9 protein-coding genes and 1 pseudogene are annotated in these 13,077 nt (G+C 67.0%); all 10 read right to left on the bottom strand.

Annotation, left to right across the window (positions count from 1 at the left end):
• Nucleotide 1: 1 nt before the first annotated feature.
• A complete protein-coding gene (exbB, locus tag NON00_RS11285; RefSeq protein ID WP_256020791.1) occupies nt 2-889 on the bottom strand; it encodes a tonB-system energizer ExbB in 888 nt (295 codons plus the stop codon).
• 56 nt (nt 890-945) lie between these two features.
• The gene (locus NON00_RS11280) at nt 946-2,256 is read right to left on the bottom strand and encodes an HlyD family type I secretion periplasmic adaptor subunit (protein WP_256020790.1); all 1,311 of its coding nucleotides are present in this window, start codon (nt 2,254-2,256) and stop codon (nt 946-948) included.
• Nucleotides 2,243-3,928: a type I secretion system permease/ATPase gene (locus NON00_RS11275; RefSeq protein ID WP_256020789.1), complete on the bottom strand. Its 1,686-nt coding sequence runs from the start codon at nt 3,926-3,928 to the stop codon at nt 2,243-2,245. The genes NON00_RS11280 and NON00_RS11275 overlap by 14 nt, the downstream gene beginning before the upstream one ends.
• A 135-nt stretch (nt 3,929-4,063) precedes the next feature.
• Nucleotides 4,064-4,816 (bottom strand): hypothetical protein, encoded by a 753-nt coding sequence (locus NON00_RS11270; RefSeq protein ID WP_256020786.1) that lies wholly within the window; start codon nt 4,814-4,816, stop codon nt 4,064-4,066.
• Nucleotides 4,817-4,939: 123 nt separating this feature from the next.
• On the bottom strand, nt 4,940-7,675 hold the full coding sequence (locus NON00_RS11265; protein WP_256020783.1) for a TonB-dependent receptor: 2,736 nt from the start codon (nt 7,673-7,675) through the stop codon (nt 4,940-4,942).
• Between the two features lie 206 nt (nt 7,676-7,881).
• Nucleotides 7,882-8,829: a FecR domain-containing protein gene (locus NON00_RS11260; RefSeq protein WP_256020779.1), complete on the bottom strand. Its 948-nt coding sequence runs from the start codon at nt 8,827-8,829 to the stop codon at nt 7,882-7,884.
• 105 nt (nt 8,830-8,934) lie between these two features.
• Nucleotides 8,935-9,462 carry an RNA polymerase sigma factor gene (locus tag NON00_RS11255; RefSeq protein ID WP_256020777.1) on the bottom strand — a complete coding sequence of 176 codons (528 nt, stop codon included), beginning with the start codon at nt 9,460-9,462 and terminating at the stop codon, nt 8,935-8,937.
• Between the two features lie 321 nt (nt 9,463-9,783).
• Nucleotides 9,784-9,957 carry a terminase gpA endonuclease subunit gene (locus tag NON00_RS24895; protein WP_370688705.1) on the bottom strand — a complete coding sequence of 58 codons (174 nt, stop codon included), beginning with the start codon at nt 9,955-9,957 and terminating at the stop codon, nt 9,784-9,786.
• Nucleotides 9,958-10,038: 81 nt separating this feature from the next.
• Nucleotides 10,039-10,872: pseudogene (locus NON00_RS11250) on the bottom strand (IS3 family transposase); the annotation flags it as partial.
• A 4-nt stretch (nt 10,873-10,876) separates the two neighbouring features.
• Entirely contained in the window at nt 10,877-12,796 is a 1,920-nt protein-coding gene (locus NON00_RS11245) for a calcium-binding protein (protein ID WP_256020774.1), read from the bottom strand.
• Nucleotides 12,797-13,077 lie beyond the last annotated feature (281 nt).

Genomic DNA, 13,077 nt, shown 5'->3' with positions numbered 1-13,077 from the left:
CCTACTCCGCCGCGAGGGCGCGCGCGGCAGGCAGCGGCTCGGGCATGGCCATGACATCGAGTTCGAGGCTCACCAGCCGTTCCACCGCGGCGGCGGCATCGGCCAGAAGATGCCGGTAATCGGCGTTGGCGCGCGCGAAGACGTTGTAGAGCACCACGGCGGGGATTGCGGCGACGAGGCCGATTGCGGTGGCAAGCAGCGCCTCGGCGATACCGGGCGCGACGACGGCGAGGCTGGTGGTCTGCGCCTTCGAGATGCCGATGAAGGCATTCATGATGCCCCAGACCGTACCGAAGAGGCCGATGAAGGGCGCCGTCGAGCCGATGGTCGCGAGGATGCCCGTGCCGCGCGAGAGACGGCGGCCAGCCTGGGCCTCGATGCGAATGAGGCGCGAGAGGACGCGCTCCTTCACGCCCAGCCCGCCGGCATGGGCGAGCAGGTCGCGCGAGCGGCGCATCTCCTCTGCCGCCGAGCGCAGCATGAAGGCGGCGGGGCCGCCCCGGCCGGCGAGGGCCTGCGCGGCGTCCGACAGATCGGCCACCGCCGCGAGGGTAGCCAGCGCACGCCGGGCCCGCGCCCTGGCGCAGGCCAGTTCGATGGTTTTCGCCAGCCCGACCGTCCAGGTCGCGAGCGAGGCCAGGGCGAGGCCGATCATGACGCCCTTCACCACCCAGTCCGCGGCCAGGAACATCCCCAGCGGCGAGAGATCATGCGGCCGTGCCCCGGCGGGGATGAGCAGCCGGGAAAGCCCGGTCGCGCCCTGCTCGATGGCCGTGGCCGCCTGGGCCGAGGCCTGGCCCGGCAGGGTGGCGAGCAGGGCTGCCAGTGTGCCGAGGAAGAGCGGTTTCAACCTCTGTGTAAAGCGGGCGGCGCGGCGATATCGGGTCATGGCGAGGGTCTCGTTTCTGGCACCTGTCGGCGAGACGGTCGTGAGGCGGCGGGGCCTCACTCCTCCCGGAAGGCGCGTTTGATCTGGTCGGAAATCGGCTTGAGCAGGTACGAGAGCGGGCTGCGCTCGCCGGTGCGGATCAGGGCTTCGGCGGGCATGCCAGGCAGCAGGGCGAGCCCCCCGAGGCGCTGCAACTCGCCGGGCGGGACAGCGATGCGCACCAGGTACCAGCTCAGGCCCGTCCGTTCGTCGCGGCTGATATCGGCGGCGAGGCGGCTCACCTGGCCGCTGAGTTCGGGCGTGGTACGCAGGTTGAAGGCGGACAGGCGCAGCACCGCCGGCTGGCCGAGCACGAGCTGGTCGATATCCTGCGGCGGGATCTGCACCTCCAGCGCCAGACTCTCACCCTCGGGGATGATCTGCAGGATAGCCTCGCCCGGCGCGATGACGCCGCCCAGCGTATGGATGGCGAGGCGATGCACGATGCCGCTCTGCGGCGCGAGGATATCGATCCGCTTCAACTGATCCTCGGCGGTGACGCGGCGCTCGACGAACTCACCGATCTGCGCCTGAACCTCGCGCAATTCGCGCCCCACCTCGGCCTTCAGCTCCTGGTCGATGGAGAGAATCTGCAGCCGCGCCTCGGCGATGCGACCGGCCGCCTGCGCCTGGAAGGCGATTTTCTCGCCATGCTCGCCGCCGAAGGTCGCGGCCTGGGTCGCAAGGCTGTTGAGCCGCTGGTTGCTGACGACGCCGCGCTCAAAAAGCGGGCGCAGCGCCGCGATCTCCTTGTCCAGCACGGCGAGGCCCTGGGCATAGGCGCGTTCCTGCGCCTTCAGCCCCTCGATCTCATGCGCGTATTGCACGATGCGCTCGCGCAGCTGTGCTTTTCGGCCTTCGCGGACCTCGCGGCGGGAGGCGAAGAGGCGCTGCTCGCTGCGCAGGGCGGCATCGAGATCGGCATCGCCACGCCGCGCGAGAAGCGTGGCGGGGAAAGCGATCTCGGCCATATCGTCCCGCTCGGCCTCGAGCCGGGCGAGGCGGGCGCCCATTTCGTCGAGGCGCTTGGTCACGATGGCGAGTTGCGCGCGCGTCTGGGTCGCATCCAGCCGCAGCAGGACGTCACCGGCGCGGACGCGCTGCCCCTCGGCCACCAAAATCTCGCCGACGACACCGCCCGTGGGGTGCTGCACCGTCTTGGCGTAGGTATCGACGACGAAGCTGCCCTGGCTGACGACGGCGCCAGCGAGGCGCGCCGTTGTCGCCCAGGTGCCGAGGCCCCCCAGCAGCGCGCCGCCGAGAGCCAGGCCCAGGAGGAGGTGCCGGCGGATGGAGCGCCCGGTGCGCGCGGCCTCATGCATCGGCATGCTCCCCCTGCCCGGCCGCGACGACGCGCAGGGCGCCCGGCTTCAGGACCTGCGCCAGCACAGCCTCGCGCGGGCCAAAGGCCTTCATCCGCCCGGCCTCCATCATCAGCAGTTGATCCACCGCGGCGATGGCGCTCGGGCGATGGGCGACGACGATCGCGATGCCGCGCCGCGCGCGGATGGCGGCGATCGCAGCGATGAGGGCGCGCTCGCCCTCGGCGTCGAGATTGGCATTCGGCTCGTCCAGCACAACGAGGAAAGGCTCGCCATAGAGCGCGCGGGCGAGGCCGATGCGCTGGCGCTGGCCGGCGGAGAGCGTGCCGCCCACCTCGCCGATCCGGGTATCGTAGCCGGCCTCCAGGGCCAGGATCAGCCCATGCGCCCCAGCAGCCCTGGCCGCGGCGACGATGGCCTCGGGCGTGGCTCCAGGCTCGAAGCGGGCGATATTCTCGGCGATGGTGCCGTCGAACAGCTCGACGCCCTGCGGCAGATAGCCGAGATGGCGGCCGAGCGCCTCACGTTCCCATTGCGCGAAGGTCGCACCATCCAGGCGCAGGCTGCCGGCCGCAGGCTCCCAGGCGCCGGCAAGGGCGCGGGCGAGGCTTGATTTGCCGCTGCCCGAGGGGCCGATGATGCCGAGCGCGCTGCCGGCCTCCAGCGCGAAGCTGATGCCCGTGACGGTCGGCTTCGGCGCGCCAGGCGGGCGGATCGTGAGCGCCTCGGCGCGAAGCCCCCGCTCGGGACGTGGCAGGGCCAGGGGGACGGCCGCCTCCGGCATGGCCGCGAACAGCTCCCGCAGCCGCGCCCGGCTCTGCCGCGCCAGGAGGAAGGGCTTCCAATTGGCGATCGCGAGATCGACCGGCGCCATGGCCCTTCCCATCATGACCGAGGCCGCGATCATCACGCCCGAACTGGCTTCCTGGCGGATGACGAGATAGGCGCCGATGGCGAGGATGGCCGATTGCAGCACGACCCGCAGCGCCTTCGAGGCGCCGCCGAGCCCGCCCGCGACATCGCCGGCCCGGCGATTGGCGGCCAGATAAGCGTCATTGGCCGCCTGCCAGCGCAGGCCGAACCGCCGGCCCATGCCCAGTGCCTGCACTACCTCGGCATTGCGGCGCCCGGCCTCCATCAGCGCGTTGCGCGTCATGTTGTGCTCGATCGTCGCGCGGGCCGGGGCGCGGGAGAGGAGATGGGCGAGCAGGGTGAGCGAGACGAGAAGGAGGGCGCCCGCCAGCGCGGCCAGGCCCAGCAAAGGGTGGAAAAGGAAGCAGAGCGCCAGGTAGAGCGGCATCCAGGGCAGGTCGAAGAAGGCCGTCGGCCCCTGGCCGGAGAGGAAGCCGCGGATATTGTCGAGGTCGCGCAGCGGCTGCAGCCCGTCGCCCGCCATCCGTGCCCGCAATGGCAGGCGCAGCACTGCCGCATGGACGCGTGCCGAGAGGCGCCGGTCGAACAGCTCGCCCAGGCGCAGCAGGATGCGCGCGCGCAGGATGTCGAGCGCCGCCTGGACAGCGAAAAGGCCGAGGGCAAGGAGCGCGAGGGCCGCGAGCGTGGGCAGGCTGTGGCTCGTCAGCACGCGGTCATAGACCTGGAGCATGAAGAGCGGCGAGGTGAGCGCCAGCACATTCACCACGCCGCTGATCAGGGCCAGCGCCGTGACGGTCGGGACCATACCAGACAGGCCAGCGGCCGCTTCGGGTGCTCGGGGCGGAGGGGCGGGCATGGGCGGGAACCTCTCTCGGCCCTGGGGCAGCTTGCCCCGGCGCGAGGCCGGGGCAGCGCCCGTGAGGCCGCGAAGCCTCAAGGATCAGGCGAAGACGAAGTCCGAGGCATCGAGCACGGCGGAATCGACGCCGACGAGCTCGATCGAGCTGTTACCATAGGCGACGTAGGCGGAGCCGCTGTCATCGAAGATCTCGAGCGAGGCGAAATCCGTCACCCCCCAGGCCGAGACATCGAGCGTGTCCGTCCCGTCCACATAGCCGGAGGTACCAGCCGGCCCGGCATTGGTCACGGTGTCGTCGCCACCGTTGAAGACGAAGGTATCGGTGCCGCCGAAGCCCACGAGCACGTCGCTGCCCGTGGTATCCTCGATCACGGTGCCGGTGGCCGCGAGATAGTTGTAGAGGTAGCTCAGCGTGCCGAGACGGGAGATGCCGTAGATGGTGTAGTCGAAGGCATCGAGGCCCGAGCCGTTATAGTTGAAGGACTGGTCGAGCCCGAGCGTCAGCTCGGCGGTGGAGAGGCCGACGCCGCTGCTGGACTGGCTGTAGCCGGTGCCGAAGGTGAGCGTGTCCACATCGCCGGTCAGGTTGCCGCCGCTGTACTGGAAGCTGCTGCTGCTCTCCAGCACGACGCCGTCACCGCCGCTGGTGACGCCATTGCCCCATTCGCTGTACTGCCAGCTCGGATTGGCCCCGATGGTCGCCGTGTTGGTCTGCAGCCCCACCGTGGGGCCGTAGAAGGCGCCGTAGGTCGAACCGTAACCGGCGTTGCTCCAGCTCGAAAGATAGCTTGCGAGGTTGGAGGAAGCGGAGGTTAAAGAAATCGTGGTCGCCATGGACTGGTTCCTTGTTCCTGGTGGCGGTGGCTGGCCCGGATCGGCTGATCCGGGCGGTGACTCCCCTGGCCGGGTTGCCCCCCGGCCGGGGGAACTCGAAGCGCGCGTCGCCGCGCGCGGCGATCACCAACGGGTCTGCAGGCTGACGTAGAAGGTGCGGCCAGGCGCCGGATACCGGCTACCGGCGGGCACGTGGTTGACGTCGGTGACATTGTCGACGCTCACCCGCACGGTGACGTTGCCGCTCACCGCATAGGACCCGTAGAGATCGAATTTCGTGTAGTCATTCGTCAGGTAGGTGCCATCGGAGCTGATGGTCTTGACCTGCGAGAGGGTCGGCGTGACGTGGCTCACGCGCCCGCCGAGCGAGAGGCGCTCGTTGAGGAAGCGCATCCCCGCATCGATCGTGCCCTTGAACTTGGGCGGCACGTCCGCGGCATAGAGCTGCACGGCGTCCGAACTGGTCTGCTGCCCGTACCAGCTGCCCTGGACCTTCTGCGGCCAGTCGGTCTCGAGCCAGGTGGCCGAGCCGCCGATCCAGAAGCGCCCGGTATCATAATTGCCTTCGGCCTCCACGCCGCGCATCCGCGTGGTGCCCTCGGCATTCACATAGCCGGTGTACTGGCGGGCGGTGGCGTTCGGGTAGAAATAGCCCAGAACGATATAATCCTCGATCCGGCGGTCGAAGGAGGAGAGCTTGAGGCGCAGGCTGTCCCTTTCCGTCAGGAGGCCGTCGAGCAGGATATTGGCCCCGATCTCCCAGGTCACCGCGGTTTCGGGCCGCAGGGCCTCGTTGGACGCGTAGCCATAGCCGGGGTTCGTGGCGCTCGGCAGGTCGCCGGTGAAGAAGGCCTCGGCCGTGCTCGGCGGGCGATAGCTCTGCGAATAGGTCACATAGGGGCGGAACCAGGGGACGGGCTTCAGCTCGATGGTCGCCGAGGGCAGCAGGGCGCTGCCGGAACGGTCGATGTCGAGTGTCGTCGCCGGGTAGGAAACTGGCGTGGAGAGGGCGCTGATCGCGCTGCCCGTGCCATAGAATGTGCCGTTATAGGCCTCGCCGCAGCGGTTCCGGAGAATTCGGGTCAGCGCGGCTGAGGCCGTGAAGTTCGGGTTCTGGCTCAGCCGGAAATCATACTCGCTCATCACGCAGCTGGCCGTGTAGGTCGTCGCTGCCTGATAGCCGTAATAGGTCGGCGAGCCCTTCAGCCGGTACCAGTCGTAGCGCAGGCCGGTGGAGAGGGTGAGCCAGTGGGTCGCATCCCAGCTCTGGCTGGCGAAGGCGCTCGCGGTGTCACGCCGGCCGGCGGGGCTGAAGGAGGTAAAGTTGCTCTCCAGCTCCGGCCAGGCCGTGATGGCCTCGCTCGCCGCGTTCGAAGTGGCGGTGTCGCGGAAGGCCTCCACGCCATAGTTGAAGCGGAAGGCACCGATGGGCGTGGCGAGGCGGCTGGTATTGTCGAGCCCGGCGCCGATGGTCAGGTAGTTGGCATGGATCATGGTGTCGGGATAGCCGCTGGCCGGGTAGCTGCCGCGGGCGCGGCGCAGCGTCTCCTCCCGCGTGCGGTTCATCCAGATCCGCGCCTGCAGGTCGATCAGCGGGTTGTCGGCAGGCTTCCAGCCAAGGGTGGCGGTGATGGTATCGACCATCGCCCGCTCCTCGCTGGGCGCGCTGCCGGCGCCCTGGGACCAGGCGAAGCTCTTGTCCTGGTGCGTCCAGGCGATGGCGGTGCGCAGATCGCCGAAATCGCCTTCAAGCTTGAGCAGGGAGGACCAATTGTCGCGTCCCATGAGCGAGGTCCGCCCGCTCTGGTCGCCCGACCATTCGACGGTGCCGTTATGGCCGACGCGGTATTCGCCCAGATCCTGCCGGCTGAGGCCCGCGGTGAGCGTGAGGGGCGTGCCGATGATGCGCGTGGCGCCAAGGATGGAGCTCTGGAAGCGCTGGTTATTGGTGCCGAAGGTGGTGTTGGTCTCCACGCCCCAATCCTCGCCGGGCTGGATCAGATCCTCCGCGCCGACGGTGCGGAAGGTGACGGCGCCGGCGAGCGAGCCCGCGAGCCCGGCGCTCGCGCCCGTCATGCGCTGCACCTCGACCGAGCGGATGAAGGCGGTATCGACGAAGCCCTTGCCCGAACTGCCGACATAGCTGTCGCCGCCGGAGGTGAGAGTGCGGTTGGCATTCTGCCGCGCGCCGTCGATCGAGACGACGATGCGGCCCATATCCTGCAACCCGCGCAGATTGGGCGAAACAGCGGGGGAATTGGCGACCGAGCTGTTCACATAGGCGCCGGCCACATTGCCGAGCAGGTCGCGCGCATCGCGCGCGCCGGCCGCACCCTTGATCGCCTCACGCGAGATGACGCTGACGGATTCTGGGGTTTCGTAAACCCAGTCGGGCGTCGCCATGAAGCCCGCGCCGGTGGCAGCCCCCCGCCCGGCCTGATCGGTGACGGTGATGGGGGCGAGCAGGACCGAGCCATCGGCCGCGACCGGCGCCCCACCGGCCATCTCGCCGGGCGAGGCGGCTGGCGTGGCCTCGGCCAGGCGGGGGCCGATCAGCACGCTGGCCGGATCGGTGAAGCGATAGGCGAGGCCGCTATCCTGCAGCAGCAGCACGATAGCCTGCTCGCGGGAGGCCGGCCCCGAGAGGCCTGGCGAGAATTTTCCGGCCACCACCGCCGGATCATAGGAAATCTGGGTCCGGGACTGGCGGCCGAAGGCGGCGAGCGCGCGATCGAGCGGCCCGGCGAGCACCTCGAAGGCCGGGGTCGCTTCCGGTGTTATTTTTTGCAGATGACTCTCATTCGCAATTGCAGACAAACCCGACGAAATGGCCGTGGTCGCCAGCAGGGCCGCCACCATGGTCCGGCCACCGATACGCTCAACACTGCCCCTGAGAGACCCGATCCCCATCGTCAACGCACCCCGTCATGTCGATTTGGAAGGGGTGCTTGCCTGCGTGCAGGGTAGTGCAGCCCCTATTGACCCTTACGAACGGGGAAGGCGGATTTTCTGCCCGCCATGCACTTTTTTCGCCTCCCCCCCATCGGCCCGCCTTTCGGGGTGCCTCAGGCGGGCGCGATCACCGTCATGAAACGCCCGAGCGCGTGCACCCTCGCATCGAAGGGGCGCACCACCGCCTGCAAGGCGCGCAGGGGATCGTTCAGCGTGAAGACGCCGCTCACCACGCGCCGGCCCAGCCGGCTGTCGGCCAGCACCACGCGGCCCGGCTGCCAGCGCGCGATCCGCGCGACCACGGCCGAGACAGGTTCGCTATCGGCGATGATCATGCCCCGGCGCCAGGCCGCGACCTCCCGCCCGTCGCGCGTGCCGCGCGCGGAGAGGCCGCCCTCAGGGTCCAGCGTAAGGCGCTCGCCCACGCCGAGGCGGCTGCCCCAACCCATCGCCGGCATGCGGATCTCAAGGCTGCCCTGTTCGACACAGAGGGTGGTAAAGCCTGCATCGTTGGAGAGTTCTAAGGCGGCTGCCGCCGCCTGCACGACCAGCCCGCCAGCCGAGACGGAAAAGGGCAGCGCCGGGTCGGCCGCGATGTCAAAATAGGCCATGCCGGCGAGCAGCGTGGCGGAGCGCCCTGCCCCACCCCGGCCGATGGCGATGGCGCTGTCAGGGCCGAGGGTGATCGCGCTGCCGTCGGGCAGGCCGATCCGCTCGATCTGCGCGGTCTGGGTGAGGCGGTCGGCCTTCCCGGCCATGATGGCACGCGGCACCGCCCAGGCCCCGAACGCCACTGCCGAGAGCGCCGTGACCCCGCCGGCGACGAGCCCCCGGCGTGACAGCCCCCTCCTCCCGGCCGCCTGACGTTCCCGCGCAAGGATCTGGCCGGCCATGCCGTGGATCTCAGCCACGCTGGCCCAGGCGGCGGCATGGCGCGGGCTGCGCAGCGCCCAGGCGCGGACCATCTCCTGCGACACCGGATTGGCGGGGTCGTTCTGGAGTCTGATCGCGAGATCGGCCGCCTCGCGGAACAGCCGGCGTTCCTCCGGCACCTCTGTCATGCATCCCCTTTTTGCCAGCCCGCGATCACGGCACGGAAATCGTGCCTTCTCTTAACCCATACGAGTGGCGAGCGGGAATTTTCGGCGCTTTCGGTGGGACAGCAGTCAATCGCCGTTCAGGCGAACGCCGATATGCTCATAGGCTTCGCGGATCAGCGCCCAGCTGCGCGAGGTGGAAAGGCCCAGCTCGGCCGCGACCGCCGCGAGGGTCATCCCTTCCATGCGGTGCAACTCGAAAGCCTTTCGTGTCCGTTCGGGCAATTCCTCGATAGCCGCCTGGGTGCGCAGCAGCCGTTGGCGGTCATAGGCAATGGTATCGGGCGCGGGCGCAGGGTCGAGGATGGCCGTGAAATCTTCCGCCGCGAGATCCACGCGGGGCAGCAGGCGTTCGCGCCGCTGGTGGTCGATGCCGAGATTACGCGCCACCCGGAAAAGATAACCGACGGGGTTATGGGCGACTGCTGCCTCGGCAGGTGGAGCAGCGAGAATCCGGACGAAGGTGTCCTGCGTCAGGTCGGCCGCCGTTTCCGCGGAGAATCCCCTGCGGCGGAGGGATTGGAGAATCTCCTTCGCGTGGCGCCAGAAAAGCTCTTGCAGATCCCAAGTCAAAGCGGGGGCCACCTTGATCTTCAATGCGGCAATCCGCCTAGCGGATCATCAAATCCCCTACAATGGCGGCCGGGCGCGGCCGGCCCGCTGAATGCCAGGGCGATAGGGCCGGCAAGAGTGAGTTTACCGGTTGATTTCCCTCACGTCAGAAAGGGGTGAGAAAGGCCCGCCACAAACGGCCGCACATTTTCGGGGGATCAAAATCTTTTTAATCAATTTTTCGTGACAATTTACATGAACATGATTGGCATGCGGGATTGATCCGGCTTTGCAGACACCGTGAAGCTGTCGCATGGGCGTTCCCAATGCCCGAAAGCCGACCGCCCTATTCGCCTGAGTTCTTCTTTAAGCTGTTGATCTTTTTTGATCTGGACGAGCATTCCTGCCATGCAAATCCGCGCCCGCGGTGAGGCAGATGTGGCTGGCCGGCACCACGCCCATGCGGAAGTCCTCATGCCGCTCGAGCAGCCGCTCCCAATCCGGCTGTAGCTGCCGTTGCGAAACTGACCCGAGCGCCATTTGAAATCTGACCTATGCCTAAGGTGGCCCCGTCGTGGTGACGGGGGTGACCAGCCCCCATTGACTGGTCCGGGCAAGATTTTAGTGGAGCATGGTCAGAGGCGGCGGCGATGAGCCATTGGAACCGGGGGGCATTGGTCCGGCTCTTTCCGACATGATCACCTCCGGCGCTGGTGGCCTGTAGCCCAGCAAGGAATGGGGGCGGGCCGTGTTGTAGTGGACACGCCACTGCTCGATCAGCACCCTGGCTTCGGCCAGTGTGTTGAGCACCTCGCCGTCAAGCAGTTCATCGCGCAGCTTGCCGTTGAAGCTCTCCACATAGCCGTTCTTCCAGGGGCTGCCGGGCTCGATGAAGGCGCTCTTTGCGCCGGCGCCGCAGATCCAGCCCTGCACCGCCTTGGCCACGAACTCAGGGCCATTGTCGGAGCGAATATGGGCAGGCGTGCCCCGGGCGATGAACAACTCCGTCAGCACGTCGATGACATCAAGGGAGTTCAGCTTGCGCGCCACCCGGATCGCCAGGCATTCCCGGGTGAACTCGTCCACCACGTTCAGCATGCGGAGCTTGCGTCCGTCGCGGGTCCGGTCCTCCACGAAGTCGTAGGCCCAGACATGGTCTGGCCGTTCGGGGCGCAGCCGCATGCAGGAGCCGTCGTTCAGCCATAGCCTTGCGCGTCTGGGCTGTCTGGCAGGCACTTTCAGCCCCTCGCGGCGCCAGATCCGCTCCACCTGCTTGTGGTTTCAGTGCCAGCCTGCGGCCCGGAGCTGGGCCGTGATCCGGCGGTAGCCGTATCGGCCGTATGGCCGGGCCAGACCAATGATCGCCGCCGTCAGCACCGCTTCGTCGTCCGGAGAAACTGCTGCCTGCCGCTGCGTCGCGCCCCCGCCCACCTGGCATGGCAGGCGGGGTCGTATCATATCACCCGAAGAGGAAACTATCGGCGCCTAAATCGCTGATAGCCACAGCCTTGATGAGGAGCTTATCTCCGCTGCCAAGATCCAGGATGGTGTTGCTGCCTGAGGTGCGCAACGCCGCCTGGACTTCCGCCCAGCTATCGAAGGACGTGCCAAAGCCGCTGAGCTGGAGCTTGTCCTGGCCTACCGCGAAGTCGGTGATCTGGTCATAGCCATCACCCTTGGCGAGCAGGAAGAGATCCGCGCCCGCACCGCCCGTCAGCGTATCCGTGGCCGCACCGCCCACCAGCACGTCATTGCCGGCGCCGCCCTGCAGCACATCATTGCCGGCGAGGCCGCGCAGCGTATCATTGCCACTGCTGCCGGTCAGCATATTGGCCAGCTCGTTGCCGGTGCCGGTCAGGCCGCCGCTCAGCAGAACGAGACGTTCCACCCCCTCACCCAGCGTGTAGCTGATAGAAGATTTGACGATATCGATGCCGCTGCCGCCCGCTTCGGACACCGCATCGCCGGCATCATCGACGCTGTAGGTATCATTGCCGGCGCCACCCATCATGGTGTCCGCACCGGCCTGGCCGTTCAGCACGTCATTCCCCGCGCCGCCTTCCATCCAGTCATTGCCATCACCGCCGCCCAGAGTGTCATCGCCCCCGTTGCCGTAGAGCCTGTCATTGCCACCGCCGCCCAGGAGCGTGTCATCGGCGCCGCCACCGATGAGCACATCCTGACTCGCATTGCCGGTCAGCCGCTGCGACACGTTGAACTGCTGCAGCGCGATGTCCGTGCTGTTGCCATAGGCCTCGCTGGTCCAGCTGGCCACGAGCGTGCCGTTAGTGAGTTGCACGATGGAAGGCTGGGACTGCCAGAGAGTGGCCTGGGTATCGAGCAGGAAGTAGTCCGTCATCTCGGTGCCATCGGCCGCGAAGCGCTGCGCGCTGACGGCCGAGCCATCGCCATCGGCACCGCCCTGCCAGGCGATGATGAAACCGCCATCAGCCAGTGCAGTAATGCTCGGCGTCACAGAACCGTTCGGGCTGTTGTCCACTGCCGTTTCGGCACCCAGCTTGTTGCCATTCGCATCAAAATGCTGGAACGCAACGCCGCCGAAGGCTGCAGAATAATAGGCGACCACGAAGGTGCCATCCGCCAGGGTGGCGGCAGCGGGCTGTCCCTGCTCGAGCCGTTCATCCGTATTGACGCGGAAAGCACTGCCCACCACACTGCCCGACGGGGTCAGGATTTCAGCCCAGACATCGGAATAATTGTTACTGGCATGCGGCTCGGACCAGATCGAGACGACATTGCCGTTCTGGAGCGCGATCAACTCGCCAGGCCCGTTGGACAGGTAAGTGGAACCGCCAGAGGGCGAGAAAGCCTTGCTGGCCGTGAAGGCGCTGCCCAGCGCATTCCAATTGGCATCGAAATGCTGGGCCATCTCCTGCACGGCGCCACCGGTCAAGCCAGCCTGCTGCCAGGAAACGACGAAGCTGCCATCAGGCAGCGCCACGACATTCGCCCCCTGCTCTTGCAGGGCGCTGGAAGAGGCGATGGCGAATTCACCGCCGAACTTGGCGCCGTTGGCATCAAAGCGCTGGGCCATGATGTCATTCGTACCATTCTGGGAGCTGGTCCAGAGGATGGTGAAGGCGCCACCGGGCTGGGCCACCACGGTCGCCCCGGCCTGATGGTCACCGGTGCTCGTGTTGACATGAAATTCGCCGCCGATCTTCGTGCCATTGGCATTGTAGTGCTGGGCGTAGACGCCCCAAAGGCTGTCGCCAGGCTGATTCATCGAGCTCCAGACGACAAGAAAGGTCCCGTCCGAGAGGGCCGTGACCTGCGAACCTTGCTGGAGGTTGGCGGTGTAGGTGTTGACCAGGGTTTCCGTCCCAATTTTCTCAGGAACAATGGCAATGTTCGGCAAATTCGTCTCCCGTATAAAATTTTGCATGAAAAAGGGGTTTTGCAAAAGTGAATGGGTTCGATTTTGGTTGATATTCCATTCACACACATCACGGATTTTTTATGAAAATTAATCCCCACGTCAATCTTTTTTGTGACGCACAAACTGCACCAAAACCGTGCCGGGCTTGTGCAGCAACCGTTAGAGTGTTTTTCGATCAGTCTGCATCATATCCGCAGTTGGCGAAGTAGTTTGCGCATTCCTGTGGCGAGTAGAGGTCGAGGATGCGGCCGATGGCGTTC

Origin of the sequence: Roseomonas sp. GC11, assembly GCF_024437745.1 — a bacterium.
GTDB lineage: Bacteria > Pseudomonadota > Alphaproteobacteria > Acetobacterales > Acetobacteraceae > Pseudoroseomonas.
The sequence above is the reverse complement of the archived record's forward strand: the minus strand, read 5'-3'. Positions and strand labels throughout refer to the sequence as shown.

Bases quoted from the DNA above. Each gene is read 5' to 3' on its own strand.
- exbB (WP_256020791.1), bottom strand. From the start codon at position 889: ATGACCCGATATCGCCGCGCCGCCCGCTTTACACAGAGGTTGAAACCG.
- NON00_RS11280 (WP_256020790.1), bottom strand. From the start codon at position 2,256: ATGCCGATGCATGAGGCCGCGCGCACCGGGCGCTCCATCCGCCGGCAC.
- NON00_RS11275 (WP_256020789.1), bottom strand. From the start codon at position 3,928: ATGGTCCCGACCGTCACGGCGCTGGCCCTGATCAGCGGCGTGGTGAAT.
- NON00_RS11270 (WP_256020786.1), bottom strand. From the start codon at position 4,816: ATGGCGACCACGATTTCTTTAACCTCCGCTTCCTCCAACCTCGCAAGC.
- NON00_RS11265 (WP_256020783.1), bottom strand. From the start codon at position 7,675: ATGGTGGCGGCCCTGCTGGCGACCACGGCCATTTCGTCGGGTTTGTCT.
- NON00_RS11260 (WP_256020779.1), bottom strand. From the start codon at position 8,829: ATGACAGAGGTGCCGGAGGAACGCCGGCTGTTCCGCGAGGCGGCCGAT.
- NON00_RS24895 (WP_370688705.1), bottom strand. From the start codon at position 9,957: ATGGCGCTCGGGTCAGTTTCGCAACGGCAGCTACAGCCGGATTGGGAG.